The sequence below is a fragment of the Pseudomonas sp. ES1 genome (assembly GCF_050586605.1).
Classification (GTDB): domain Bacteria; phylum Pseudomonadota; class Gammaproteobacteria; order Pseudomonadales; family Pseudomonadaceae; genus Aquipseudomonas; species Aquipseudomonas sichuanensis.
This window is the reverse complement of sequence record NZ_JBOBDM010000029.1, coordinates 1-23,122: the sequence shown is the minus strand read 5'-3', so window position 1 is coordinate 23,122 and position 23,122 is coordinate 1. Positions and strand designations below refer to the sequence as shown.

Genomic DNA, 23,122 nt, shown 5'->3' with positions numbered 1-23,122 from the left:
AGGACTTTCGACGTGAACAAGCCTGGCCCCTCCGTTTCCCCCGCCGCCGTGGCCCAACGCCCGCGCAGCAGCGCGCAGATCACCGTGCTGTTCGTGGTGCTGATCCTGTCGATCGTGCTGCTGTTTGCCAACTTCGCCTACCTCAACACCCAGGCCAACCACGACAAGCAGTACATCGGGCATGCCGGCGAGCTGCGCGTGCTGTCCCAGCGCATCGCCAAGAACGCCACCGAGGCGGCAGCCGGCAAGGCCCTGGCGTTCCGCCTGCTCAGTGATGCGCGCAACGATTTCGAGCGGCGCTGGAGCTACCTGCGCGAGGGCGACAAGGCCACCGGCCTGCCCGCCGCCCCGGCCACCGTGCGCGACGAAATGGACGCGGTGCGCCAGGACTGGGAAAACCTGCGCAAGAACACCGACACCATCCTGGCCAGCGAACAGACCGTGCTGTCGCTGCACCAGGTGGCGGCCACCCTGGCCGAGACCGTGCCGCAGTTGCAGGTCGAGTACGAAAAGGTGGTGGAGATCCTCCTGCAAAGCGGTGCCCCGGCCAGCCAGGTGGCGGTGGCCCAGCGCCAGCTGTTGCTGGCCGAGCGCATTCTCGGTTCGGTCAACACCGTGCTGGCCGGCGACGACAGCTCGGTGCAGGCCGCCGACACCTTCGGGCGTGACGCCAGCCGTTTCGGCCAGGTGCTCGAAGGCATGCTCGCCGGCAACCCGGCGATCCAGGTGACCCGGGTCGAAGACGCCGATGCCCGCGCGCGCCTGGCTGAAATTGCCGAGCTGTTCCAGTTCGTTGCCGGCTCGGTGGACGAAATTCTCGAAACCTCGCCCGAGCTGTTCCGTGTGCGCGAAGCCGCCGGCAACATCTTCAGCCTCTCGCAAACCCTGCTCGACGAGGCCTCGCACCTGGCCAACGGCTTCGAAAACCTGGCCAGCGGGCGCACCCTCGACACCGTTGGCGGCTACGTGCTGGGCCTGCTGGCGCTGGCCTCGATCATCCTCATCGGCCTGGTGATGGTGCGCGCCACCCACCGCCAGCTGCGCGAAACCGCCGAGAAGAACGAACGCAACCAGCAGGCGATCATGCGCCTGCTCGACGAAATCGAAGAGCTGGCCGACGGCGACCTCACCGTCACCGTGGCGGTCACCGAAGACTTCACCGGCGCCATCGCCGACTCGATCAACTACTCGGTCGACCAGCTGCGCGACCTGGTCGCCACCATCAACCACAGCGCCGAGCAGGTCGCTGCCGCCGTGCAGGACACCCAGAACACCGCGCGCCAGCTGGCCAAGGCCTCCGAGCACCAGGCCGCGCAGATCAGCGAGGCCTCCGAGGCGGTGGGCGACATGGTCGAGTCGATCGACCGGGTATCGGCCCACGCCTACGAGTCGGCCAAGGTGGCCGAGCGTTCGGTCGCCATCGCCAACAAGGGCAACGAGGTGGTGCACAACACCATCAACGGCATGGACAACATCCGTGAGCAGATCCAGGACACCGCCAAGCGGATCAAGCGCCTGGGTGAGTCGTCCCAGGAAATCGGCGACATCGTCAGCCTGATCGACGACATTGCCGACCAGACCAACATCCTCGCCCTCAACGCGGCGATCCAGGCCTCGCTGGCCGGCGAGGCCGGGCGCGGCTTTGCCGTGGTCGCCGACGAAGTGCAACGCCTGGCCGAGCGTTCGTCGTCGGCCACCCGGCAGATCGAGGCGTTGGTGCGCACCATCCAGGCCGACACCAACGAGGCGGTGATTTCCATGGAGCAGACCACCGCCGAAGTGGTGCGCGGCGCGCGCCTGGCGCAGGACGCCGGGGTGGCGCTGGCCGAGATCGAAGGGGTATCGCAGACCCTGGCCGAACTTATCCACAGCATCTCCGACGCCGCCCAGCTGCAAACTTCGTCCGCCGGGCAGATCTCCCACACCATGGCGGTGATCCAGCAGATCACCGCGCAGACCTCCGCCGGTTCCGGCGCCACCGCCGACAGCATCCGCCACCTGGCGCGCATGGCCAGTGAAATGCGCCGCTCGGTGTCGGGCTTCACCCTGCCGGCTGCGGCCGAGCGCCAGTGATGGAAGCGCCCATGACCTCGGTGGCGGTGAACAGCGAACGGCATGACACGGTCGCCCTGGCCTGGACCAAGGCGCCCATCCTCGATTGCCTGGGCCAGGCGCGCCAGGCCCTGGAACATTTCACCGGGGCGCCGGACGACCTGTCGAACCTGACCTTCTTCGTCGACAACCTGCACCAGGTGCACGGTTGCCTGCGCATGCTCGAATTGCCCGGCGCCACGCGCCTGGCCGAAGAGCTGGAGCTGCTCGGGCGGGCCATGGCCGAGGGCCAGGTCAGCCCCCGCGGCGAGTGCCTGGGCGCGCTGTTCCGGGGCCTGGAGCAACTGCCGCCGTACCTCGACCGGCTGCGCGGCGCGCGCCACGACCTGCCGCTGGTGGTGATGCCGCTGCTCAACCAGCTGCGCGCCTGCCGGGGCGCCGAGCCGCTGGCCCAGGGCAGCCTGCTGGGTGAGCTCGGCACGCGCCTGGCCGGTGCCGAAGACCTGGCCAACCTCGACCTGTCGCTGGGCAACTGGCGCGAGCACATGCAGGCCGGCGCCGGGCGCGATGCCTTACGTTCGGTGGTCTCGGCCCTGTGCGACGACCTGATGCGCATCAAGGACCAGCTCGACCCCCTGGTCAGTGACGAGCGGCCGCCACGGGCGCCGCTGCAAGCCTTGCTCGCACCGCTGCGCCACGTCGCCGATACCCTGGCTGTGCTGGGCTTCCAGCAGCCACGGCGGGTGATCATCGACCAGGTGCTGGCGTTGCAGGCCCTGGTGGAGCAGGACGACAGCGTGAATGAAGCGGTGCTGATGGATGTGGCCGGGGCGCTGCTGTATGTGGAAGCGACGCTCAACGGCATGGTCGGCCCGCTGGAAGAAAGCCAGCCCGGCAGCCTGCCCGGCTCGGACCTGGCCGAGATCCGCCAGTTGGTACTCCACGAGTCGCTCAACGTCTTGCAGCAGGCCAAGGACCTGATTGGCGACTGCCTCGAGTCGGACTGGTCGCGCCAACGCCTGCAGGCTTTGCCGGGGCTGTTGCAGCAGGTGCGCGGGGCGCTGGCGATGCTGATGCTACCGGCCGCCGCCGAGGTGTTCGCCGGCGCCGCCGGTTATGTGCAGGGCTGGCTGGTGCACCTGGAGGACGAGCCACTGCCCGACGAGCTGGCGCACCTGGCCGACGCGCTGTGCGCCGCCGAGGCATACCTGCAATGGCGTGTGGCCGACCCGCTGGCCGATGCGCAACCCTTCATCGAGATGGCCCGCGCCAGCCTGGCTGCACTGGGTGTGCAGTGCCAGGCGCTGGAGCTGTCGGCCAGCAGCGGCCGGGCCGTGGATGGCATCGATGACGAGCTGCGCGACGTATTCCTTGAAGAAGCCGGCGAGCTGCTGCCGGAAATCGAACGCCACTGGCTACGCTGGCGCGCCGACAACAGCCTGCGCGATGCGTTGATCGAAGTGCGGCGCGCCCTGCATACCCTCAAGGGCAGTGGGCGCATGGTCCATGCCGAAGCCGTAGCGGAGCTGGCATGGGGCGCCGAGCACCTGCTCAACCGGGTGCTGGAGGGGCGTATCGCGCTCAGCGCCGAGGGCCTGGTCGCGCTGCAGCAGGTGTTCGTGCGCCTGCCCGACTTGCTGGCCGATTTCGCCGCCAGCCAGTTGCCGGCCAGCGTCGAGATCGAACAACTGGCCGCCCACCTGCATGCGCTGGCGCTCAACGACGCGGCGCCCGGCGCCAGCATCGACGGGCTCGACCCGCAGCTGCTGGAGATCTTCCGCAACGAGGCCCAGGGCCATCTGGCCGGCCTCGATGCCTTCCTGCACACGGCCAGCGGCGAATGCACGCCGGTCAGCGACGGCCTGCAGCGCGCATTGCACACGCTCAAGGGCAGCGCGGCCATGGCCGGGGTGATGCCGGTGGCCGAGCTTGCCACCGCGCTCGACCGCCTGGTGCGTGAGTACAAGGGCCACGAACTGCCCCTGCTGCTGGTGGAAATCGAACTGCTGGAAGCGGCCCGGGCCTTGTTCCACCTGGGCCTGGCGCAACTGGGCAGCACGCCGCTGGCGCCAATCCCCGGTGCCGCCGGGCTGATCGAACAGGTCGGGCAAACCGTCGATGCACGCCTGGCGCAGTTGCACAACGAGCCCCACCAGGTGCGCCGCAACCGTCGCGATCCGCAGTTGATCGCCGCTTTCCTGGCCGCAGGCATGGATACCTTGCTCGACGCCGAGGCGCAGCTGGCGCACTGGCAGCAACAGCCGGCGCTGCGCCAGGCGCTGGACCCCTTGCTGGATGCCATGACCAGCCTCAGCCATGCGGCCCACCAGGCCGAGCTGTGGCAGGTGGATGAAATCTGCGAAGGCTTGCTCGACCTGTATGGCGCGGTGGAAGAGGGCAGCCTGGCGGCCACGCCGAGGTTCTTCGAAGTGGCCGGCCAGGCTCATGAAGTGCTGCTCGATATGCTCGACGAGATTGCCGCCGGCCAGGACCTGAACGCGCGCCCCGAGTGCCTGGCGGCCTTGCGCGGGTTGCTCGACGATGCGCTCGACCCGTCGGTGATGGGCGTGGTCGGCGCCGAGGGGGTGACGCCGCTGCCGGCGCCAGCCTTGGTCGAGCTGTTCCTGGAAGAGGCCGGGGATATCCTCGACAGCGCCAACCAGGCCCTGCAGCAGTGGCAAGGCGAGCCGGGCAACGTCACCGTGCTGTCTTCGCTGCAACATGATGCACTGACCCTCAAGGGCGGGGCGCAGATGGCCGCGATCGGTGCGGTGGAGGTGCTCGCCCAGGAGTTGGCGCTGCTTTACGAAGGGCTGGTGGACCGTCGCCTGGGGGCCAGCGCAGCGCTTTTCGACTTGCTGCGGCGCAGCCATGCGGCGCTGGCCGAGATGCTGCACAGCCTGCGCCAGGGCGAGGCTCCGGTCTCGGCAGTGGCGCTGCTGGGCGAGCTGCGCGAGTTTCGTCAGACCGCGCCGCCGCCCAGCCCGGCCGAGCTGCCCGGCACGCCCGAAGAGCAGGCCCAGGCCGCAGGCGACAAGGAGCTGCTGGAAGTCTTCCTCGAAGAGAGCTCCGACATCGTCGAGAGCGCCGCCGATGCCCTGGACCGCTGGCAGGCCGATCCGCGTAGCACGGTCGAGGTGGAGAACCTGCTGCGAGACCTGCACACCCTCAAGGGCGGGGCGCGGATGGTCGAGATCGCCGCCATTGGCGACCTGGCCCATGAACTGGAATTCCTTTACGAATTGCTGGCCGCCGGCCGGCTGCCGCCGACGCCGGCCTTGTTCAGCCTGCTGCAGAACTGTCACGACCGCCTGGCCCACATGCTCGATGCCGTGCGCCTGGGCCAGCCGCTACATGCCGCCACGGCGCTGATCGACTACATCCGCAACTTCTCCAGCGCGGCGCTGACCGACAGCGCCGCCGCCGCGCCGCAGGTCGAGGCCACGCCCGCCGAGCTGCCGGCCGCCGCGCCTGAGCGGGCCGGGGACATGATCAAGGTCGATGCCGAGCTGCTCGACGACCTGGGCAACCTGGCCGGCGAGCACACGGTGATCCGCGGGCGCATCGAACAGCAGGTCAACGATGCGCAGTTCGCCCTCAACGAAATGGAGACCACGCTGGAGCGCATGCGCGACCAGCTGCTGCGCCTTGACATCGAAACCCAGGGGCGGATCTCCAGTCGCCAGCAGTTCGAGGGCGACGCCTACGACGATTTCGACCCGCTGGAAATGGACCGCCACTCACAGTTGCAGCAGCTGTCGCGGGCCCTGTTCGAATCGGCGTCGGACCTGCTCGACCTGAAAGAGACCCTGCTGCAGCGCTCGCAGGAAACCCACAGCCTTCTGCAGCAGCAGGCGCGGGTCAACAGCCAGTTGCAGGAAGGCCTGACCGCCACCCTGATGGTGCCGTTCGAACGCCTGGTACCGCGCTTGCAGCGGGTGGTGCGGCAGGTGGCCAGCGAGCTGGGCAAGCAGGTCGAGCTGGTGGTCGGCAACGCCGAGGGCGAGCTCGACCGCAGTGTGCTGGAGCGCATGGTGGCGCCGCTGGAGCACATGCTGCGCAACGCCGTCGACCACGGCCTGGAGGGCCGCGAGGCACGCCTGGCCGCCGGCAAGCCGGAGCAGGGCACCATCCACCTCAACCTGCTGCATGAAGGCGCCGACATCGTCATCGAAATGAGCGACGACGGCGCCGGGGTGCCGCTGGAAGCGGTGCGCAACAAGGCGATCAAGCGCGGCCTGCTCGACCCCCAGGCGCGCTTGAGCGACCACGAGATCCTGCAGTTCATCCTGCGCCCCGGGTTCTCCACGGCCGAAAAGATCACCCAGATTTCCGGGCGCGGCCTGGGCATGGACGTGGTCCATGAAGAGGTCAAGCAGCTGGGCGGTTCGATGAGCATCGAGTCCAGCCCGGGCAAGGGCGCGCGTTTTCTCATCCGCCTGCCGTTCACCGTGTCGGTGAACCGGGCGCTGATGGTGCACCTGGGCGACGAGCAGTACGCCATCCCGCTCAATACCATCGAAGGGATAGTGCGGGTGCCGGCCGCAGAGCTCGAGGCCTGCTACCGCCTCGACCCGCCGCGCTACACCTACGCCGGCCACGACTACGCCCTGCGCTATCTCGGTGAGCTGGTACAGGGCGGAGGCCAGCCCGGGCTACTGGGCCAGAGCGTGCCGCTGCCGGTGCTGCTGACCCATTCCCAGGAGCAGTCGTTCGCCATCCAGGTCGACAGCCTGTCGCCCAGCCGCGAGATCGTGGTCAAGAGCCTCGGGCCGCAGTTCGCGGCCGTGCCGGGGCTGTCGGGTGCGACGCTGCTCGGCGATGGCCGGGTGGTGTTGATTCTCGACCTGCTGGGCCAGTTGCGCGGCCAGCAACGGCGCCTGGCGCGCCTGCCGGGTGCCGGCGATGGCCAGCGCGCGCTGACCGGGCCTGCACCACGCCGGGCGTTGCTGGTGATGGTGGTGGATGACTCGGTGACCGTGCGCAAGGTCACCAGCCGCCTGCTGGAGCGCCACGGCATGAGCGTGCTGACCGCCAAGGACGGTGTCGATGCCATGGCCCTGCTCGAAGAGCACCGCCCGGATGTGCTGTTGCTGGATATCGAGATGCCGCGCATGGACGGCTTCGAAGTGGCCACCCGGATCCGCCGTGACGAGCGCCTCAAGCAGCTGCCGATCATCATGATTACCTCGCGCACGGGGCAGAAGCACCGTGAGCGGGCCATGGCCATCGGCGTCAACGAGTACCTTGGCAAACCGTACCAGGAGTCGGTCCTGTTGCAGAGCATCGCCCACTGGAGCCAGCACCATGCTTGATCATATCGCCGGGCAGCGCAGCAGCCTGACCGGGCTGTTGCTGCCCCTGGGCGACCGTGCCCTGGTGCTGCCGAACGTGGCGGTGGCCGAATTGATCGGCCACCGCGCCATCGCCTGTGAGCCGGGCGAGCCTGGCTGGCACCTGGGTTGGGTCGACTGGCGCCAGCAGCGCTTGCCGCTGGTCGGCTTCGAGGCCGCCTGCGGTGGGCACACCCCGTGCGGCGAGCGGGCGCGGATCGTCGTGCTCAATGCCCTGGGCGATACCGGGCTGCGTTACCTGGCGCTGCTGCTGCAGGGGATTCCGCGTTCGTGCAAGCTCGACAGCCAGCTCAATTACGTGGATGTGCCGCTGGCCCCGCTGGAGCTGGCGGCGGTGCAGGTGGGCGAGCAGGTGGCGCGGGTGCCGGACCTGGCGGCGCTTGAGCGGATGGTGCGTGACGCGCAATTGCAACCTGGCCTTGGTTAGGATGTAGGCAGTCCCGGCCCTATCGCGGGGCAAGCCCGCTCCCACGCTCGAGAGCAAACCGTGGGAGCGGGCTTGCCCCGCGATGAGGCCGTCAGGAACCCTGCTGGCCCTCGGAGGTCTGTGCTTGCATGTATTACGGTGAACGTTTCAATGCCTGGACCCACTTGGTCGGCGCGGTACTGGCCTGCATCGGCGCGGTGTGGCTGATCGTCGTCGCGGGCCTGCAGGGCGATCCCTGGAAGATCGTCAGCTTCTCCATCTACGGCTTCACGCTGCTGTTGCTCTACAGCATCTCCACCCTCTATCACAGCACCCGCGGCAGGGCGAAGCAGGTCATGCGCAAGCTCGACCATCTGTCGATCTACCTGCTGATCGCCGGCAGCTACACACCGTTCTGCCTGGTCAGCCTGCGCGGGCCCTGGGGCTGGAGCCTGTTCGGGGTGGTCTGGGGGTTGGCGCTGATCGGCATGCTGCAGGAGATCAAGCCGCGCTCGGAGGCGCGCATCCTGTCGATCGTCATCTACGCGGTGATGGGCTGGATCGTGCTGGTGGCGGTCAAGCCGTTGCTGTCCAGCCTGGGAACTGCCGGCTTCACCTGGCTGGCGGCCGGCGGTGTGTTCTACACCGTCGGCATCCTGTTTTTCGCCTTCGACAGCCGGTTCCGGCACTGGCACGGCATCTGGCACCTGTTCGTCATCGCCGGCAGCCTGATGCACTTCGTCGCGGTGTTCTTCTACGTCAGTTAGAAATCGCCCCACAGCTGTTGCGCCACCGACAGCGCCACCACCGGCGCGGTCTCGGTGCGCAGCACCCGCGGGCCGAGGCGGGCGGCGTGGTAGCCGGCGGCCTTGGCCTGCTCGACTTCGGCATCGCTCAGGCCGCCTTCGGGGCCGATCAGGAAGGCCAGGCGAGCGGGCTTGGGGTGGCTGGTCAACGGCTCGGCCACCGGGTGCAGCACCAGCTTGAGGTCGGCCTCGCAGGCCTTGAGCCATTCGGCCAGGGTGAGCGGCGGGTGGATCACCGGCAGGGTCGAGCGGCCGCACTGCTCGCAGGCGCTGATGGCCACCTGGCGCCAGTGGGCCAGGCGTTTGTCGGCGCGCTCGTCCTTCAGGCGTACTTCGCAGCGTTCGCTGACGATCGGGGTGATTTCGTTGGCGCCCAGTTCGGTGGCTTTCTGGATGGCCCAGTCCATGCGCTCGCCACGGGACAGGCCCTGGCCGAGGTGGATGTGCAGTGGCGATTCGGCCTGGCCGGGGAGGGCCTGGTCGAGGCTGACGCGCACGCTTTTCTTGCCGACCTCGAGCAGTTGGCCAAGGTATTCCTGGCCACTGCCGTCGAACAACTGCACGGCGTCACCGGCAGCCATGCGCAGCACGCGGCCGATGTAGTGGGCCTGGGCTTCGGGCAGGTCGTGCTCGCCGAGGGCCAGGGGGGCGTCGATGAAGAAGCGGGAGAGTCTCATGGTTCAGCTCGGGAAAAGGTTGTCATAGACCCTGTGGGAGCGGGTATGCGGCGATGCTGCTGGTTAGCCCGGATCGCGGAAGTCGGGGTGGAAGTTGGCCGGTACCGCCACGCTGACGCTGTCGCGGGTAGCAATGTCGATACCTTCGCTGGCCACTTCGGCGAGGAAGTCGATCTGCTCCGGGGTGATCACGTAAGGCGGCAGGAAATACACCACGCTGCCCAGCGGGCGCAACAGCGCGCCACGGGTCAGGGCGTGCTCGAACACCTTCAGGCCGCGACGCTCCTGCCAGGGGTAGGCGGCCTTGCTGGCCTTGTCCTGGACCATCTCGATGGCCAGGGCCATGCCGGTCTGGCGGATCTCGGCGACGTGGGCATGCTCGGCCAGGTGCGCGGTGGCACTGGCCATGCGTGCCGACAGGGCCTTGTTGGCTTCGATCACGTTGTCCTGCTCGAAGATGTCCAGGGTCGCCAGGGCGGCGGCACAGGCCAGCGGGTTGCCGGTGTAGCTGTGCGAGTGGAGGAACGCGCGCAGGGTCGGGTAGTCGTCGTAGAAGGCCTGGTAGACCTTGTCGGTGGTCAGGCAGGCGGCCAGTGGCAGGTAGCCGCCGGTCAGCGCCTTGGACAGGCACAGGAAGTCCGGGCGGATGCCGGCCTGTTGGCAGGCGAACATCGTACCGGTGCGGCCGAAGCCCACGGCGATCTCGTCGTGGATCAGGTGCACGTCGTAGCGGTCGCAGGCTTCGCGCAGCAGCTTGAGGTAGACCGGGTGGTACATGCGCATGCCGCCGGCGCCCTGGATCAGCGGCTCGACGATCACGGCGGCGATGGTCGCGTGGTGCTCGGCCAGGGTCTGCTCCATGGCGGCGAACATGTTGCGGGAGTGCTCCTCCCAGCCCATGCCCTCGGGGCGCAGGTAGCAGTCCGGGCTGGGCACCTTGATGGTGTCCAGCAGCAGCGCCTTGTAGGTTTCGGTGAACAGCGGCACGTCACCCACCGACATCGCGGCGATGGTCTCGCCGTGGTAGCTGTTGGTCAGGGTAACGAAGCGCTTCTTCGCAGGTTTGCCGGTGTTCTGCCAGTAGTGGAAGCTCATCTTCAGCGCCACTTCGATGCACGACGAGCCGTTGTCGGCGTAGAACACCCGGTCCAGGCCAGCCGGGGTCATGGCCACCAGGCGCTCGGACAGCTCGATCACCGGCTGGTGGCTGAAGCCGGCCAGGATCACGTGTTCGAGCTGGTCGACCTGGTCCTTGATGCGCTGGTTGATGCGTGGGTTGGCGTGGCCGAATACGTTGACCCACCAGGAGCTGACCGCGTCCAGGTAGCGCTTGCCCTCGAAGTCCTCGAGCCATACGCCTTCGCCGCGCTTGATCGGGATCAGCGGCAGTTGCTCGTGGTCTTTCATCTGGGTGCAGGGGTGCCACAGGACCTTGAGGTCGCGTTGCATCCACTGATCGTTGAGGCCCATGGGCACTTCTCCTGGCTTGGCGGCGTGGCTTGACCGCGTAAGCCTAAGCAAAGCGGGCAGGCGGGACAACCGCCGGATGCATTGCTACGGTGCGGCTTCAGACAAAAATTCCAGCCGCTAAAAGCACTTGCTGCGACCAACTGGCAGGGTGTGCGGACCTGACGTATTCTTAGCGCTACTTTCCCTGGGGTATTCCTCCCCCTTTTTCTCAGTGATTTCTGAACCGGAGTTCGCCGACATGGCTGCTGCTTGGGTGCGCCTGTGCGCGTTGGTATTGATTGGTGTGTCCAGCGCTGGCGCGCTGGCCAAGGACAAGACGGCGATCGTGGTCGGTGGCGGCCTGGCGGGCCTGACCGCCGCCTACGAGCTGCAGAACAAGGGCTGGCAGGTCACCCTGCTGGAGGCCAAGGCGGGCATGGGCGGGCGTTCGGGCCTGGCCACCAGCGAGTGGATCGGCAACAACAAGACCCAGCCGGTGCTCAACCAGTACCTGGAGCGCTTCAAGGTCGGTACCTTGCCGGCGCCGGAATTTGTCCGTACCCCTGGCTACCTGATCGACGGCGAGTATTTCAGCGCCACCGACCTGGCCACCAAGCAGCCGGCCACGGCCGAGGCGCTCAAGCGCTATGAGAAGACCCTGGATGACCTGGCGCGCTCGATCGAAGACCCACTGAACCCGGCGGCCAACAGCACCCTGTTCGCCCTCGACCAGATCAACGTCTCGACCTGGCTCGACAAGCTGCAACTGCCGGCGACCGCGCGTCAGCTGGTGAACCAGCAGATCCGCACCCGCTACGACGAACCGTCGCGCCTGTCGTTGCTGTATTTCGCCCAGCAAAGCCGTGTGTACCGCAATGTCAGCGACCGTGACCTGCGCGCGGCACGCCTGCCCGGTGGCAGCCCGGTGCTGGCCCAGGCCTTCGTCAAGCAGCTCAAGACCATCAAGACCAGCTCGCCGGTCACTGCCATCGTGCAGGACAAGGACGGCGTGACGGTGAAGGTCGGCTCTGTCGGCTACCAGGCCGATTACCTGGTCATGGCCGTGCCGCTGCGTGCGCTGGCCAAGATCCAGATGACCCCAGGCCTGGACAACCAGCACCTGGCCGCGCTCAAGGGCACCAACTACGGCTGGCGCGATCAGCTGATGCTCAAGTTCAAGAGCCCGGTCTGGGAAAGCCGTGCGCGCATGTCGGGTGAAATCTTCAGCAACACCGGCCTGGGCATGCTGTGGATCGAGCCGGCGCTCAAGGGTGGCGCCAACGTGGTGATCAACCTGTCCGGTGACAATGCCCGCCTGCTGCAGGCGTTCGGCGACAAGCAGATGGTCGATCAGGTGCTGATCCGCCTGCATGCGTTCTATCCCCAGGCCCGTGGTGCCTTCACTGGCTACGAAGTACGCCGCTACAGCACCGACGCTGGCATGGGAGGCGCCTACCTGGCCTTCGGCCCCGGCCAGATCAGCAAGTACTGGCGCCTGTGGGAGCGCCCAGTGCAACGCATCACCTTTGCCGGCGAGCACACCGACGCGCTGTACCCGGGTACCCTTGAAGGCGCCCTGCGCAGTGGCCAGCGCGCCGCAGGCCAAGTGCAGGACCTGGCGGCGGGCAAGTCGTTCGACCCGGTCAAGGCGGTCGCAGCCACCGCAGCGGCAGGTACCGTGGCGGCCGCGGCGGCCAAGGACAAGGGCGGGTTCTTCTCCAACCTGTTCGGCGGCTCGTCCGACAAGGCCGAGAAGGCGCCTGCCAAGCCAGAACCGGTGAAGGTTGAAGAGGCCAAGCAAGACAAACCGGGGTTCTTCTCGCGTCTGTTCGGTGGCGGCGACAAGCCAGAGGCCAAGGTCGCGCCGGTCGCCAAGGTTGAAGAGGTGGCGCCGGCTCCGGCCCCAGCTCCGGCAGCCCCTGCCGTGGTGGCCAAGGAAGAGCCGGTCAAAGCCGTCCCTGCCAAAGCCACGCCGGCCAAGCCTGCTGTGCAGAAGCCGGCAGCCAAGCAGGCACACAAACCTGCTGCCAAGCCTGCGCCAGTGAAGAAAGCCATGGCCAAGAGCGAGCCCGCGAAGAAGGCGGTGGTGAATAGCCAGGCCAAGGCTGACTGAGCCTTCGCCGTCGTCTGGCCAGGCCTCATCGCCGGCAAGCCGGCTCCCACAGCTTTGAAGTTGGTGCGGTATGTGTGGGAGCCGGCTTGCCGGCGATGGGGTCGGACCAGGCAACACTACCCTGGCATCCAGACCGCAAGCGGCTATCGTTAACGTTTCCTTAATGGCAAGCTTGCAGAATTGTTATCGGATTTCTCGATAATCCCAAGCAAGTTTTTACGCTTTTATTCGATACATTACCCGCTAGTCTTGTGCACAGCTTTCACGGGGAAATACGCCAACATGCAACTGCGCAACTCATCTTCTCGCTATGGCCTGGTCAGCATCATCCTGCACTGGGGTGTGGCGCTGGCGGTCTTCGGGTTGTTCGGCCTGGGGCTGTGGATGGTCGGTCTGGATTACTACGACCCGTGGCGCAAGTCCGGGCCGGACCTGCACAAGAGCATTGGCCTGGTGCTGCTGGCGGTGATGCTGCTGCGCGTGCTCTGGCGTTTCGTCAGCCCACCGCCGCCGGCACCGGCCAATCATGGCAAGGTGACACGCCTGGCCGCCAAACTCGGGCACCTGGCGCTGTACCTGGGGCTGTTCGCGGTGATGATCGCCGGTTACCTGATCTCCACTGCCGACGGCGTCGGCATCCCGGTGTTCGAACTGTTCGAGGTGCCGGCATTGATCAGCGACCTGCCTGACCAGGCCGACACTGCCGGTGTCATCCATTTGTGGCTGGCCTGGGGCCTGGTGATCTTTGCCGTGCTCCACGCACTGGCGGCACTCAAGCACCATTTCATCGACCGTGACGCGACCCTGACTCGTATGCTGGGCCGCAAAGCTTGACTCTCAACCTCAATTGCAAAGGAAGGAAGTAAGGATGTTGAAAAAGACTTTTGCCGCTCTGGCGCTCGGTACCGCTCTGTTCTCCGCCGGCCAGGCCATGGCCGCCGAATACAAGATCGACAAGGAAGGCCAGCACGCGTTCGTCGACTGGAAAATCAGCCACCTGGGCTACAGCTTCATCCACGGCACCTTCAAGGACTTCGACGGTAACTTCACCTGGGACAGCGCCAAGCCCGAGGCCAGCAAGATCAACGTCGATCTGAAAACCGCCAGCCTGTGGTCCAACCACGCCGAGCGTGACAAGCACATCGCCAGCAAAGACTTCCTGGATGTGAAGAAGTACCCGGAAGCCAAGTTCGTTTCCACCAGCGTCAAGTCCACCGGTGAAAAGACCGCCGACGTGACTGGCGACCTGACCATGCACGGCGTGACCAAGCCTGTGACCTTCAAGGCCACCTTCAACGGTGAGGGCAAGGACCCGTGGGGCGGCGAGCGTGCCGGCTTCAACGCCACCACCACCCTCAACCTGAATGACTTCGGCATCAAGGGCCCGGGCGCGACTTCCCAGACCCTCGACCTGGACATCAGTGTCGAAGGCGTGAAGCAGAAGTAATTTGCCTCGGTAACGAAAACGCCGCCCATTGGGCGGCGTTTTCGTTTGCCCCTGTCGCGGGGCAGGTCGCTTGTCAGCCCTTGCGGGTCAGCAGCGCCGGGCGCTCACCGCGTGGGCGGCTTGGCAGGTCATCCAGTTGCTCGGGCGTTGGGTAACGATCGAGCTTGGATTCCTTGCGGATGATCACCGGTGCCGGCTGCGAATCGCGCGGATTGCGCACGGCCGGCTCTTGGCGGGCCGAGTCGTCACGGCGGTTACGGCCACCGTTGTTGTCGCGACGGGCGCCGCCATTGCTGCCGCCACCGTTACGGGCGCGTTTTTCGCCCGAGCCCTGGTTCTGCCCCTGGCCCTGGCGCTGCTGGCCATTGCCGCGACCCTGGCCCTGAGCCTGACCGCCGGCACCGCTACGCTGACCTTGGCCCTGACCCTGGCCGCCAGTACCACCCGGGCGACGATTGCGGCCCTGGTTCTTGGCGTTTTGGTAGGGGCTGACGTAGTCGGCACGGTTACCGAAGTTGTCGACGTCGTCATCCAGGAACTCTTCGGGATCACGGTTGGCCGGCGCCGGTTGCGCAGCTTTCTGGCCTTGGCCGCCCTGTTGCTGGCGGGGTTTGCCATCGCGAGGTTTACGCTGGCGGCCCTGCTGCGGCTTGTCGTCGGCCTTGTCCTTGTCTGCCGACTTCTCGGCTGCCGGCTTGCTCTTGCCTTGATCCTTGCCTTTGTCCTTGCGCCCGCCGCTGCCTTCTTTCTTGGCATCGCCACGAGCCTGCTGGTTGCGGCCACCGCGCCCGGCGTTTGGCTGGCGCTCGCGCACCTCCGGTTTCTCTGCCTCGACTTGCGAAGCATCGAAGCCCATCCAGTCGCCATCCGGGATCTTCTGCTTGGTGACGCGCTCGATGCTCTTGAGCAGCTTCTCTTCATCCGGGGCGACCATCGAAATGGCTTCGCCGGAACGGCCGGCACGACCCGTACGGCCAATGCGGTGAACGTAGTCTTCCTCGACGTTGGGCAGTTCGAAGTTGACCACATGGGGCAACTGGTCGATGTCCAGGCCGCGGGCGGCGATATCGGTGGCCACCAGTACGCGCACGGTGTTGGCCTTGAAGTCGGCCAGCGCTTTGGTGCGCGCGTTCTGGCTCTTGTTGCCGTGGATCGCGGCGGCGGTCAGGCCGTGCTTTTCAAGGTACTCGGCCAGGCGGTTGGCGCCGTGCTTGGTGCGGGTGAACACCAGCACCTGCTCCCAGGCACCGAGGGTGATCAGGTGTGCCAGCAGCGCGCGCTTGTGGCTGGCGGGCAGGCGGTAGACGCGCTGCTCGATACGCTCGACGGTGGTGTTCGGCGGCGTGACCTCGATGCGCTCGGGGTTGTGCAGCAGCTTGTCGGCCAGGTCGGTGATGTCTTTGGAGAAGGTGGCCGAGAACAGCAGGTTCTGGCGCTTGGCCGGCAGGCGTGCCAGCACTTTCTTCACATCGTGGATGAAGCCCATGTCGAGCATGCGGTCTGCTTCGTCCAGCACCAGGATCTCGACGTGGGACAGGTCGACGCTGCCCTGGCCGGCCAGGTCGAGCAGGCGGCCAGGGCAGGCCACCAGCACGTCGACGCCCTTGGCCATGGCCTGGACCTGCGGATTCATGCCGACGCCGCCAAAGATGCAGGCGCTGATGAAGTTCAGGTCACGGGCATAGACCTTGAAGCTGTCATGCACTTGCGCGGCCAGCTCACGGGTCGGGGTCAGCACCAGCACACGCGGCTGGCGTGGGCCGTGGCGTTGCGATTTGTCGGGGTGGCCACCCGGGAACAGGCGCTCGAGAATAGGGAGCGCGAAGCCGCCGGTTTTACCTGTACCTGTCTGGGCGGCAACCATCAGGTCGCGGCCTTGCAACACGGCGGGAATGGCCCGCTGTTGCACTGGCGTGGGCTGGGTATAGCCCGCGGCTTCGATAGCGCGGACAAGTGCCTCGGAGAGACCGAGGGAAGCAAAGGACATGGGCAATCCTGTTCTCGTGGGGGCTAGGCCCTATGGGGTGTTCTGCCTGGCGCGACGGGCATCTGAGGGATGCGATCGCGTCCGGTCCAGCTGGGCGTTTACTGTGCATCCTGGAGGTGGCGGGTGGGCACTGTGTGTGCTGCGCCGCTGCTCGAGATGCCTGCAGCGAGGCCGAGCGTCCGGGCGTGAGCCGGGCGGGAAGGCCCGAGTATAACAGAGCAATCAGCGTGTGCTGCGTTCCTGCTGCTCAACGGCGAAAGGAATAGCGTCTTCGCCGATATAGCGTGCATTGATGGCGGCGTAGCCGGGCTCCTGCTTGAACCGTCGCAGTTCATCGGAGAACGCCTGGGCCAGTTGCTCGCGGCCCGACTTGCGGGCCAGGCCCAGGTATTGGGTCTGGCGGGCGATCACCAGTGGCAGCGCTTCGACCTGCTGGTCAAGCCCGAGCCTGCGGCTCAGGTAGCGCCCGACCTTGCGGTCGGTGATCAGCAGGTCGATGCGCCCCAGCGCCAGCTTGCCAAAGTTGGCTTCGTGGCTGGGCGCCGATTCGCGACGAAATAGCGTGGACGCGGTGAAAGCATCGCTATAGGCGTAACCCGGTGAGGTGCCCACGGTCAGGCCGGCGAGGTCTTCGAGTGCCTGCACGGCATGGCGGCGGCTACGGGCCTGGTACAGGACGAACTCGACGTCGGACATCGGCTCGTCCGGGTAGACCATGTAGGCCTGGCGCGAGTCGACCCGGAAGATGTCCATCACGCCGTCGGCCAGGCCCTGCTGGATCATCGCCAGGCAGCGCTTCCAGGGCATGAACTCCCATTGCACATCGACCCCCAGGCGCTTGAACACTTCGTTGGTCACTTCATAGTCGATGCCCTTGGGCTGGCCGTTCTCCTGATAGAGGTAGGGCGCCCAGTCGTCGCTGACGATACGCAGGCGTTCGCTGTGGGCCAGTGGGCTCAGGCAGGCAAGCAGCAACAGGCTTAAGGGGCGTAACAGGCTGAGCAGGGCGCGGGGCAGGGTCAAGGCTGGCGAGTCCGCGATGGCGTGCCCGGCATGCCGATCAGCCTTGGTGCTGATTCAGCAGGTAGGACTCGACTTCGCCGCGGCGGCTGCCCAGTGACAGGCGCAGGCCTGGATGGCGCAGGCAGCGTCGCAGCTGCTCCGGGTCTGGTCGGCCATGACGCTGGCTGAGGTTTTCCAGGGCCTTGTCCCACCAGGCCGAGGCGCAGGCGCGGTCGAATTCGTTGGTATACGGATAGCAGCCGTACAGCAGTTCGCGGGCGAACTGCCGATGCTGGCCGGGGAGCATGTAGGTCAACGCCTTGTAGCCCAAGCGGTGCAGGGAGGGTGGCCGTGGCAGTTGGTCGTTGACCAGTGGCACATCGGCCAGCGCCGCCTCGCTCAGCATTGCTTCGCCGTGCTTGCGCAGCCAGGCCTGGATCTTCGCGCGGAACTGGGCCTTGCGGCTCCAGTAGTGGTGGATGACGTCGGTGCACGCGCTGACCTTGAGGGTGCGATAGGCCGCCACCGCCAGGCAGAATTCCTCGAGGGTGTAGGCTTTCGGGGCGAGGGGGTGGAACTCGTCCATCATGGCGATGGACTGGTCGAGCAGCGCCGCGTCGCTGGCGTTCAGGCCGATCACGCCGGAGTTGAGCAGTGGCATCTGCTCATCGGCCAGGCCGCGCTCCTTGAGGATGCCCGCCAGGGCCTGGTGCAGTGCGCAGTGCGGGTTGTCGCCAAAACGCCCGCCGATGGCGTTGCACAGCAGTGTGCCGGGCACGACGCGGTGGAACAGCTGCATGGGCGAGGCGCGGAAGAAGGTGTCGGTGTCGATGAGCACCGCCAGCGGGTGCTGTTCGAGGATCTGGCGGATCAGTACGTGCTTGCTGCGAAAGTGATAGCCGTGGGGCTGGTTCCAGGCCTTGCGGGTGGCTTCGTCCAGCAGGTGGGCGGTTACCGGCAGCTGGCGGTAGGGCTCGAGGTTGTCGGTGTAGACCTGGATGTCGATGGCTTCGCCGGGCGTGCTGCGCAGGTGCGCGAGGGCACTGACGATGCTGAAACAGGCCTCCTGGTGATAGGTGGCCGGGCCGAATGCCAGGTAGACAAGCTGGGGATTGGCGGAGACTGGGTGCTGCATACGGGCCGTTAACCTATCGCGAGGCAAAAGTGAAGAAGGCTTTAGCCTAAGCCAAAGCCTTCTTCATGGCGACGATTTTCAGCGCGGCAGCTTCAGGTTGTTCCAGATCGCCAGGCTCGGCTCGGCCTGGTTCAGGGTGTAGAAGTGCAGGCCCGGTGCGCCGCCTTGCAGCAGTTGTTCGCACATGCGGGTGATCACTTCTTCACCGAAGGCCTGGATGCTGGCGGTGTCGTCGGCATAGGCTTCCAGCTGCTTGCGGATCCAGCGCGGGATCTCGGCGCCGCAGGCGTCGGAGAAGCGCGCCAGCTTGCTGTAGTTGGTGATCGGCATGATGCCGGGCACCACCGGGATGTCCACGCCCAGTTTCTGTGCGCGCTCGACAAAGTAGAAGTAGCTGTCGGCGTTGAAGAAGTACTGGGTGATGGCGCTGTCGGCACCGGCCTTGACCTTGTGCACGAAATTGGCCAGATCGTTCTCGAAGTTGCGCGCCTGTGGGTGCATCTCCGGGTACGCGGCCACTTCCAGGTGGAAATGATCGCCGGTTTCCTGGCGGATGAACTCGACCAGGTCGCTGGCGTAACGCAGCTCGCCGCTGGCCATGCCCATGCCCGAAGGCAAGTCGCCGCGCAGGGCGACGATGCGCTTGATGCCTGCGGCCTGGTATTCGGCCAGCAACGAACGCAGGTCGTCCTTGCTGTCCCCCACGCACGACAGGTGCGGGGCGGCGGGCACCTTCACTTCGTTCTCCAGCTGCAGCACGGTGTTGAGCGTGCGGTCGCGGGTGGAGCCCCCGGCACCGTAGGTGCAGGAGAAGAAGTCCGGGTTGTAGCTGGCCAGCTGGCGGGCGACGCCCATCAGCTTTTCGTGGCCGGCATCGGTCTTGGTGGGGAAGAACTCGAAACTGTAGCGGCGTTCTTGTGACATCACTCGTTCCTCAAGCAGCAAGCTTCAAGCGGCAAGCTGCAAGTAAAAGCCAGACCGGTGATGGCCGATCTGGCTTGGGCGTCGTTCAAGATCTTTGATGCGAAAGCTGCAAGCGGCAACGGCACGGTCTGCCTTTGCTTGTCGCTTGCAGCTTCAAGCTTGCCGCTTAGTAGCGGTAGGCGTGCGGCTTGAACGGACCTTCGACGGTCACACCGATGTAGTCAGCTTGCTGCTTGGTCAGTTTAGTGACCACGCCGCCGAAGCCGCGGACCATTTCCAGGGCCACTTCTTCGTCGAGTTTCTTCGGCAGTACTTCGACGGTCAGGCGCTCGGCTTTCTTCTCGGCCGACAGGTCAGCGTACTTCTGCTCGAACAGGAAGATCTGGGCCAGGACCTGGTTGGCGAACGAACCGTCCATGATGCGGCTTGGGTGACCAGTGGCGTTGCCCAGGTTCACCAGGCGGCCTTCGGCCAGCAGGATCAGGTAGTCGTCGTTCTGCGGGTCGAAGTCGCCAGCGCCGGTGCGGTGGATCTTGTGCACCTGCGGCTTGACCTCTTCCCAGGCCCAGTTTTTACGCATGAAGGCGGTGTCGATTTCGTTGTCGAAGTGGCCGATGTTGCACACCACGGCACGCTTCTTCAGGGCCTTGAGCATGTTGGCGTCGCAGACGTTGACGTTACCGGTGGTGGTGACGATCAGGTCGATCTTGCCCAGCAGGGCCTTGTCGATGCTCGCTTCGGTGCCGTCGTTGTTACCGTCGATGAACGGCGAAACCAGCTCGAAGCCGTCCATGCAGGCTTGCATGGCGCAGATCGGGTCGACTTCGGTGACCTTGACGATCATGCCTTCCTGACGCAGGGACTGGGCCGAGCCCTTGCCCACGTCACCGTAACCGATCACCAGGGCTTGCTTGCCCGACAGCAGGTGGTCGGTACCACGCTTGATGGCGTCGTTGAGGCTGTGACGGCAGCCGTACTTGTTGTCGTTCTTGCTCTTGGTGACCGAGTCGTTGACGTTGATCGCCGGGACTTTCAGCTCGCCCTTGGCCAGCATGTCCAGCAGGCGGTGAACGCCGGTGGTGGTTTCTTCGGTCACGCCGTGGACGCGGTCCAGAACGGCTGGGTACTTCTTGTGCAGCAGTTCGGTCAGGTCGCCGCCGTCGTCGAGGATCATGTTGGCGTCCCATGGCTGGCCATCTTTGAGGATGGTCTGCTCCAGGCACCACTCGTACTCTTCTTCGGTTTCACCTTTCCAGGCGAATACCGGGATACCGGCGGCAGCGATCGAAGCGGCGGCCTGGTCTTGAGTCGAGAAGATGTTGCAGGACGACCAGCGCACTTCGGCACCCAGGGCAACCAGGGTTTCGATCAGCACGGCGGTCTGGATGGTCATGTGGATGCAGCCCAGGATCTTCGCACCCTTGAGCGGTTGCTCGGCCAGGTACTTGCGACGCAGGCCCATCAGCGCAGGCATTTCCGACTCGGCGATGATGGTTTCGCGACGGCCCCAGGCGGCCAGGGAGATGTCGGCGACTTTGAAATCGGCAAAGCCGGCAGGCGTGTTTACAGCGCTCATGAAGAGCCTCCATTCGTAGTGTGCGAATGGGCGCCGTTGTGCGTTGAGCGTCCGCTTGGCGGACAACGCCCCAACCGAGCCTGACAGGACGAACCTGCTGCAGCGCCCCTCGGTCGGGTGGCGGGATGGCCACCGCTGTGGGGGCCATTTTGATCGGCAGCGATTATAGCCGTGCGCGTGTGACACACCCAAGACTTTCTGTCGATTAATCGCGACGATAGTCGATGGTAAATGGAGCGTGACTCGCCGGTCTGCCATCATTACCGCACGTCAAACTGGCAGGTCAGGAGTCACGATGAACTTTCACACCCGCAAATGGGTAAAACCCGAAGACCTCAACCCCAATGGCACGCTGTTCGGCGGCAGCCTGCTGCGCTGGATCGACGAGGAAGCGGCGATCTACGCCATCGTCCAGCTGGGCAACCAGCGCGTGGTGACCAAGTACATTTCCGAAATCAACTTTGTCAGCGCCTCGCGCCAGGGCGACATCATCGAGCTGGGCATTACCGCCACCGAGTTTGGCCGCACCTCCATCACCCTCAAGTGCGAAGTGCGCAACAAGATCAGCCGCAAGGCCATTCTCACGGTGGACAAGATGGTCTTCGTCAACCTGGGTGAAGATGGCTTGCCGGCCGCCCATGGGCGCACCGAGATCAAGTACATCCAGGACCAGTTCCCGGACAGCGCCGTAGAGTAAGGTCTGCGTTGGCTTCTTCGCGGGTAAACCCGCTTCCACAGGCTCTCACAACACCTGTGGGAGCGGGTTTACCCGCGAAGAAGCCAACACGATGTATCAGGCTTGCTGGCTCACGCCCTTCACTACCTTGCCGACCGTCAGGCCTTGAATCAGGATCGACGACAACACCACGATGTAGGTGATCGACAGCAGCAGGTCGCGCTCTTCACCTAGCGGCAACGACAGCGCCAGCGCCACCGAAACGCCCCCGCGCAAACCACCCCAGGTCAGTACGCGAATGGTGCCCTGCGGCACCGTGCGCCAGCGGCGCAGCAGCAGGATCGCCGGCGCCACGGTCAGCAGGCGCGAGGCCAGCACCGCCACCGCCAGCACGCCACCCGCCGCCAGGTGCAGCCAGTTGAACGGCAGCAGCAACAGCTCCAGGCCGATCAAGGCGAACAGCAGGGCGTTGAGCATGTCGTCGATCAGTTCCCAGAACCCGTCCATGTAGCGGCGGGTCATGTCGTTCATCGCCAGGTTGCGCCCCAGGTTGCCGATGATCAGGCCGGCCACCACCATGGCGATCGGCGCCGAGACGTGCAGTTCGTAGCACATCGCCGAGCCGCCGATCACCAGCGCCAGGGTCAGCATCACTTCGACCTGGTACTGCTCGACGCTCTTGATCATGCGATAGGTGGCATAGCCGATCAGGCCACCGAAGACCACGCCGCCAATCGCTTCACGGGCGAACAGCAGGGCCGTGTCGGCAACGCTCGGCGTCTCGCCCAGCTGGATGATGCCCAACAGCACGGTGAACACCACCACCGCGGTGCCGTCGTTGAACAGCGATTCGCCGACGATGGTGGTCTTCAGCGGTTTCGACGCGTTGGCGGTCCGCAATGCGCCGAGTACGGCGATCGGGTCGGTCGGCGAGATCAGCGCACCGAACAGCAGGCAGTAGATCAGTGGCACGTTCCAGCCGAACAGACCGAACACCCAGTGCGCCAGGTAGCCGATCACCACGGTGGCGATCAGCACGCCGACGGTGGCCAGCAGGCCGATCGGCCAGCGGTAGCTGCGCAGGTCGGCAAGGTTGACGTGCAGGGCGCCGGCAAACAGCAGGAACGCCAGCATCCAGTGCATCAGCAGGTCGTTGAAGTCGATCTGGTTCATCAGCCCTTCGACGCGTTCTTCAAGGCCGGGGAAGCCGATCAGGCTCAGGCCCTGGAGCATCAGGGAGAACAGCAGCGCCGTGACCATCACGCCGATGGCGGGTGGCAGGCCGATGAAGCGGTAGTTCACATAGGTGAGGAGGGTGGTGAGGCAGATAAACGCGGCAACTAATTCAAGCATCCTGAATCCTGTGACAGTGGCTTCCAAGTCGTTACCCGAATGGTTCGGGCAGTTCTTGGATGATCTGGCGCGGCACTCGGGACACACCTTATGACCGGATTTGTAGAAATGGTTCCTGTTATGGCCCTGCGGTGTTAGCTGTGGGGCAGCTGTTTTGTGTGACTT

General features: G+C 65.6%; 16 protein-coding genes and 1 riboswitch. Of the genes, 8 read left to right on the top strand and 8 right to left on the bottom strand.

The window, feature by feature from the left end; genetic code table 11:
- The first annotated feature begins 48 nt into the window (after positions 1-48).
- The 4 genes from ACQ4N9_RS13850 (at position 49) to trhA (ending at position 8,579) form a co-directional block, all read left to right on the top strand.
- Entirely contained in the window at positions 49-2,073 is a 2,025-nt protein-coding gene (locus ACQ4N9_RS13850) for a methyl-accepting chemotaxis protein (protein WP_390966087.1), read from the top strand.
- Entirely contained in the window at positions 2,073-7,367 is a 5,295-nt protein-coding gene (locus ACQ4N9_RS13845; RefSeq protein ID WP_390965801.1) for an Hpt domain-containing protein, read from the top strand. Before ACQ4N9_RS13850 ends, ACQ4N9_RS13845 begins: the two co-directional genes overlap by 1 nt.
- Positions 7,360-7,833 (top strand): chemotaxis protein CheW, encoded by a 474-nt coding sequence (locus tag ACQ4N9_RS13840; RefSeq protein WP_390965803.1) that lies wholly within the window; start codon positions 7,360-7,362, stop codon positions 7,831-7,833. Before ACQ4N9_RS13845 ends, ACQ4N9_RS13840 begins: the two co-directional genes overlap by 8 nt.
- A gap of 128 nt (positions 7,834-7,961) precedes the next feature.
- A complete protein-coding gene (gene trhA / locus ACQ4N9_RS13835) occupies positions 7,962-8,579 on the top strand; it encodes a PAQR family membrane homeostasis protein TrhA (protein ID WP_390965805.1) in 618 nt (205 codons plus the stop codon).
- Here the strand turns inward: trhA and ACQ4N9_RS13830 are convergent.
- Together ACQ4N9_RS13830 and ACQ4N9_RS13825 are read right to left on the bottom strand one after the other, a co-directional pair.
- Positions 8,576-9,295 (bottom strand): 16S rRNA (uracil(1498)-N(3))-methyltransferase, encoded by a 720-nt coding sequence (locus ACQ4N9_RS13830; protein WP_110994156.1) that lies wholly within the window; start codon positions 9,293-9,295, stop codon positions 8,576-8,578. The genes trhA and ACQ4N9_RS13830 overlap by 4 nt on opposite strands.
- Positions 9,296-9,358: 63 nt before the next feature.
- A complete protein-coding gene (locus ACQ4N9_RS13825; RefSeq protein ID WP_390965808.1) occupies positions 9,359-10,765 on the bottom strand; it encodes an adenosylmethionine--8-amino-7-oxononanoate transaminase in 1,407 nt (468 codons plus the stop codon).
- Positions 10,766-11,003: 238 nt separating this feature from the next.
- Between ACQ4N9_RS13825 and ACQ4N9_RS13820 the strand changes: the two genes are divergently transcribed.
- The 3 genes from ACQ4N9_RS13820 (at position 11,004) to ACQ4N9_RS13810 (ending at position 14,304) form a co-directional block, all read left to right on the top strand.
- Positions 11,004-12,857, top strand: a complete 1,854-nt coding sequence (locus ACQ4N9_RS13820) for an FAD-dependent oxidoreductase (protein ID WP_390965810.1) — start codon at positions 11,004-11,006, stop codon at positions 12,855-12,857.
- A gap of 282 nt (positions 12,858-13,139) precedes the next feature.
- The gene (locus ACQ4N9_RS13815) at positions 13,140-13,691 is read left to right on the top strand and encodes a cytochrome b (protein WP_125860762.1); all 552 of its coding nucleotides are present in this window, start codon (positions 13,140-13,142) and stop codon (positions 13,689-13,691) included.
- 34 nt (positions 13,692-13,725) lie between these two features.
- Positions 13,726-14,304, top strand: coding sequence for a YceI family protein (locus tag ACQ4N9_RS13810; protein ID WP_258705246.1), 579 nt, complete (start codon positions 13,726-13,728; stop codon positions 14,302-14,304).
- A gap of 73 nt (positions 14,305-14,377) precedes the next feature.
- Here ACQ4N9_RS13810 and ACQ4N9_RS13805 read toward each other — a convergent pair whose 3' ends face one another.
- The 5 genes from ACQ4N9_RS13805 to ahcY form a co-directional block, all read right to left on the bottom strand.
- Positions 14,378-16,291 (bottom strand): DEAD/DEAH box helicase, encoded by a 1,914-nt coding sequence (locus ACQ4N9_RS13805; RefSeq protein WP_390965812.1) that lies wholly within the window; start codon positions 16,289-16,291, stop codon positions 14,378-14,380.
- Positions 16,292-16,513: 222 nt separating this feature from the next.
- Entirely contained in the window at positions 16,514-17,314 is an 801-nt protein-coding gene (locus ACQ4N9_RS13800; RefSeq protein ID WP_390965814.1) for a substrate-binding periplasmic protein, read from the bottom strand.
- A 37-nt stretch (positions 17,315-17,351) separates the two neighbouring features.
- Positions 17,352-18,428: a hypothetical protein gene (locus ACQ4N9_RS13795; RefSeq protein WP_390965816.1), complete on the bottom strand. Its 1,077-nt coding sequence runs from the start codon at positions 18,426-18,428 to the stop codon at positions 17,352-17,354.
- 78 nt (positions 18,429-18,506) lie between these two features.
- The gene (gene metF, locus ACQ4N9_RS13790; protein WP_390965818.1) at positions 18,507-19,352 is read right to left on the bottom strand and encodes a methylenetetrahydrofolate reductase [NAD(P)H]; all 846 of its coding nucleotides are present in this window, start codon (positions 19,350-19,352) and stop codon (positions 18,507-18,509) included.
- Positions 19,353-19,518: 166 nt separating this feature from the next.
- On the bottom strand, positions 19,519-20,928 hold the full coding sequence (ahcY, locus tag ACQ4N9_RS13785) for an adenosylhomocysteinase (protein WP_125860754.1): 1,410 nt from the start codon (positions 20,926-20,928) through the stop codon (positions 19,519-19,521).
- Positions 20,929-20,949: 21 nt separating this feature from the next.
- Positions 20,950-21,045, bottom strand: a riboswitch (S-adenosyl-L-homocysteine riboswitch).
- Positions 21,046-21,223: 178 nt separating this feature from the next.
- On the opposite strand from ahcY, the gene ACQ4N9_RS13780 reads away from it, so the two are divergent.
- Entirely contained in the window at positions 21,224-21,625 is a 402-nt protein-coding gene (locus tag ACQ4N9_RS13780) for an acyl-CoA thioesterase (RefSeq protein ID WP_110994163.1), read from the top strand.
- A gap of 96 nt (positions 21,626-21,721) precedes the next feature.
- Here ACQ4N9_RS13780 and ACQ4N9_RS13775 read toward each other — a convergent pair whose 3' ends face one another.
- On the bottom strand, positions 21,722-22,957 hold the full coding sequence (locus tag ACQ4N9_RS13775) for a cation:proton antiporter (protein WP_390965821.1): 1,236 nt from the start codon (positions 22,955-22,957) through the stop codon (positions 21,722-21,724).
- Between the last annotated feature and the right edge of the window lie 165 nt (positions 22,958-23,122).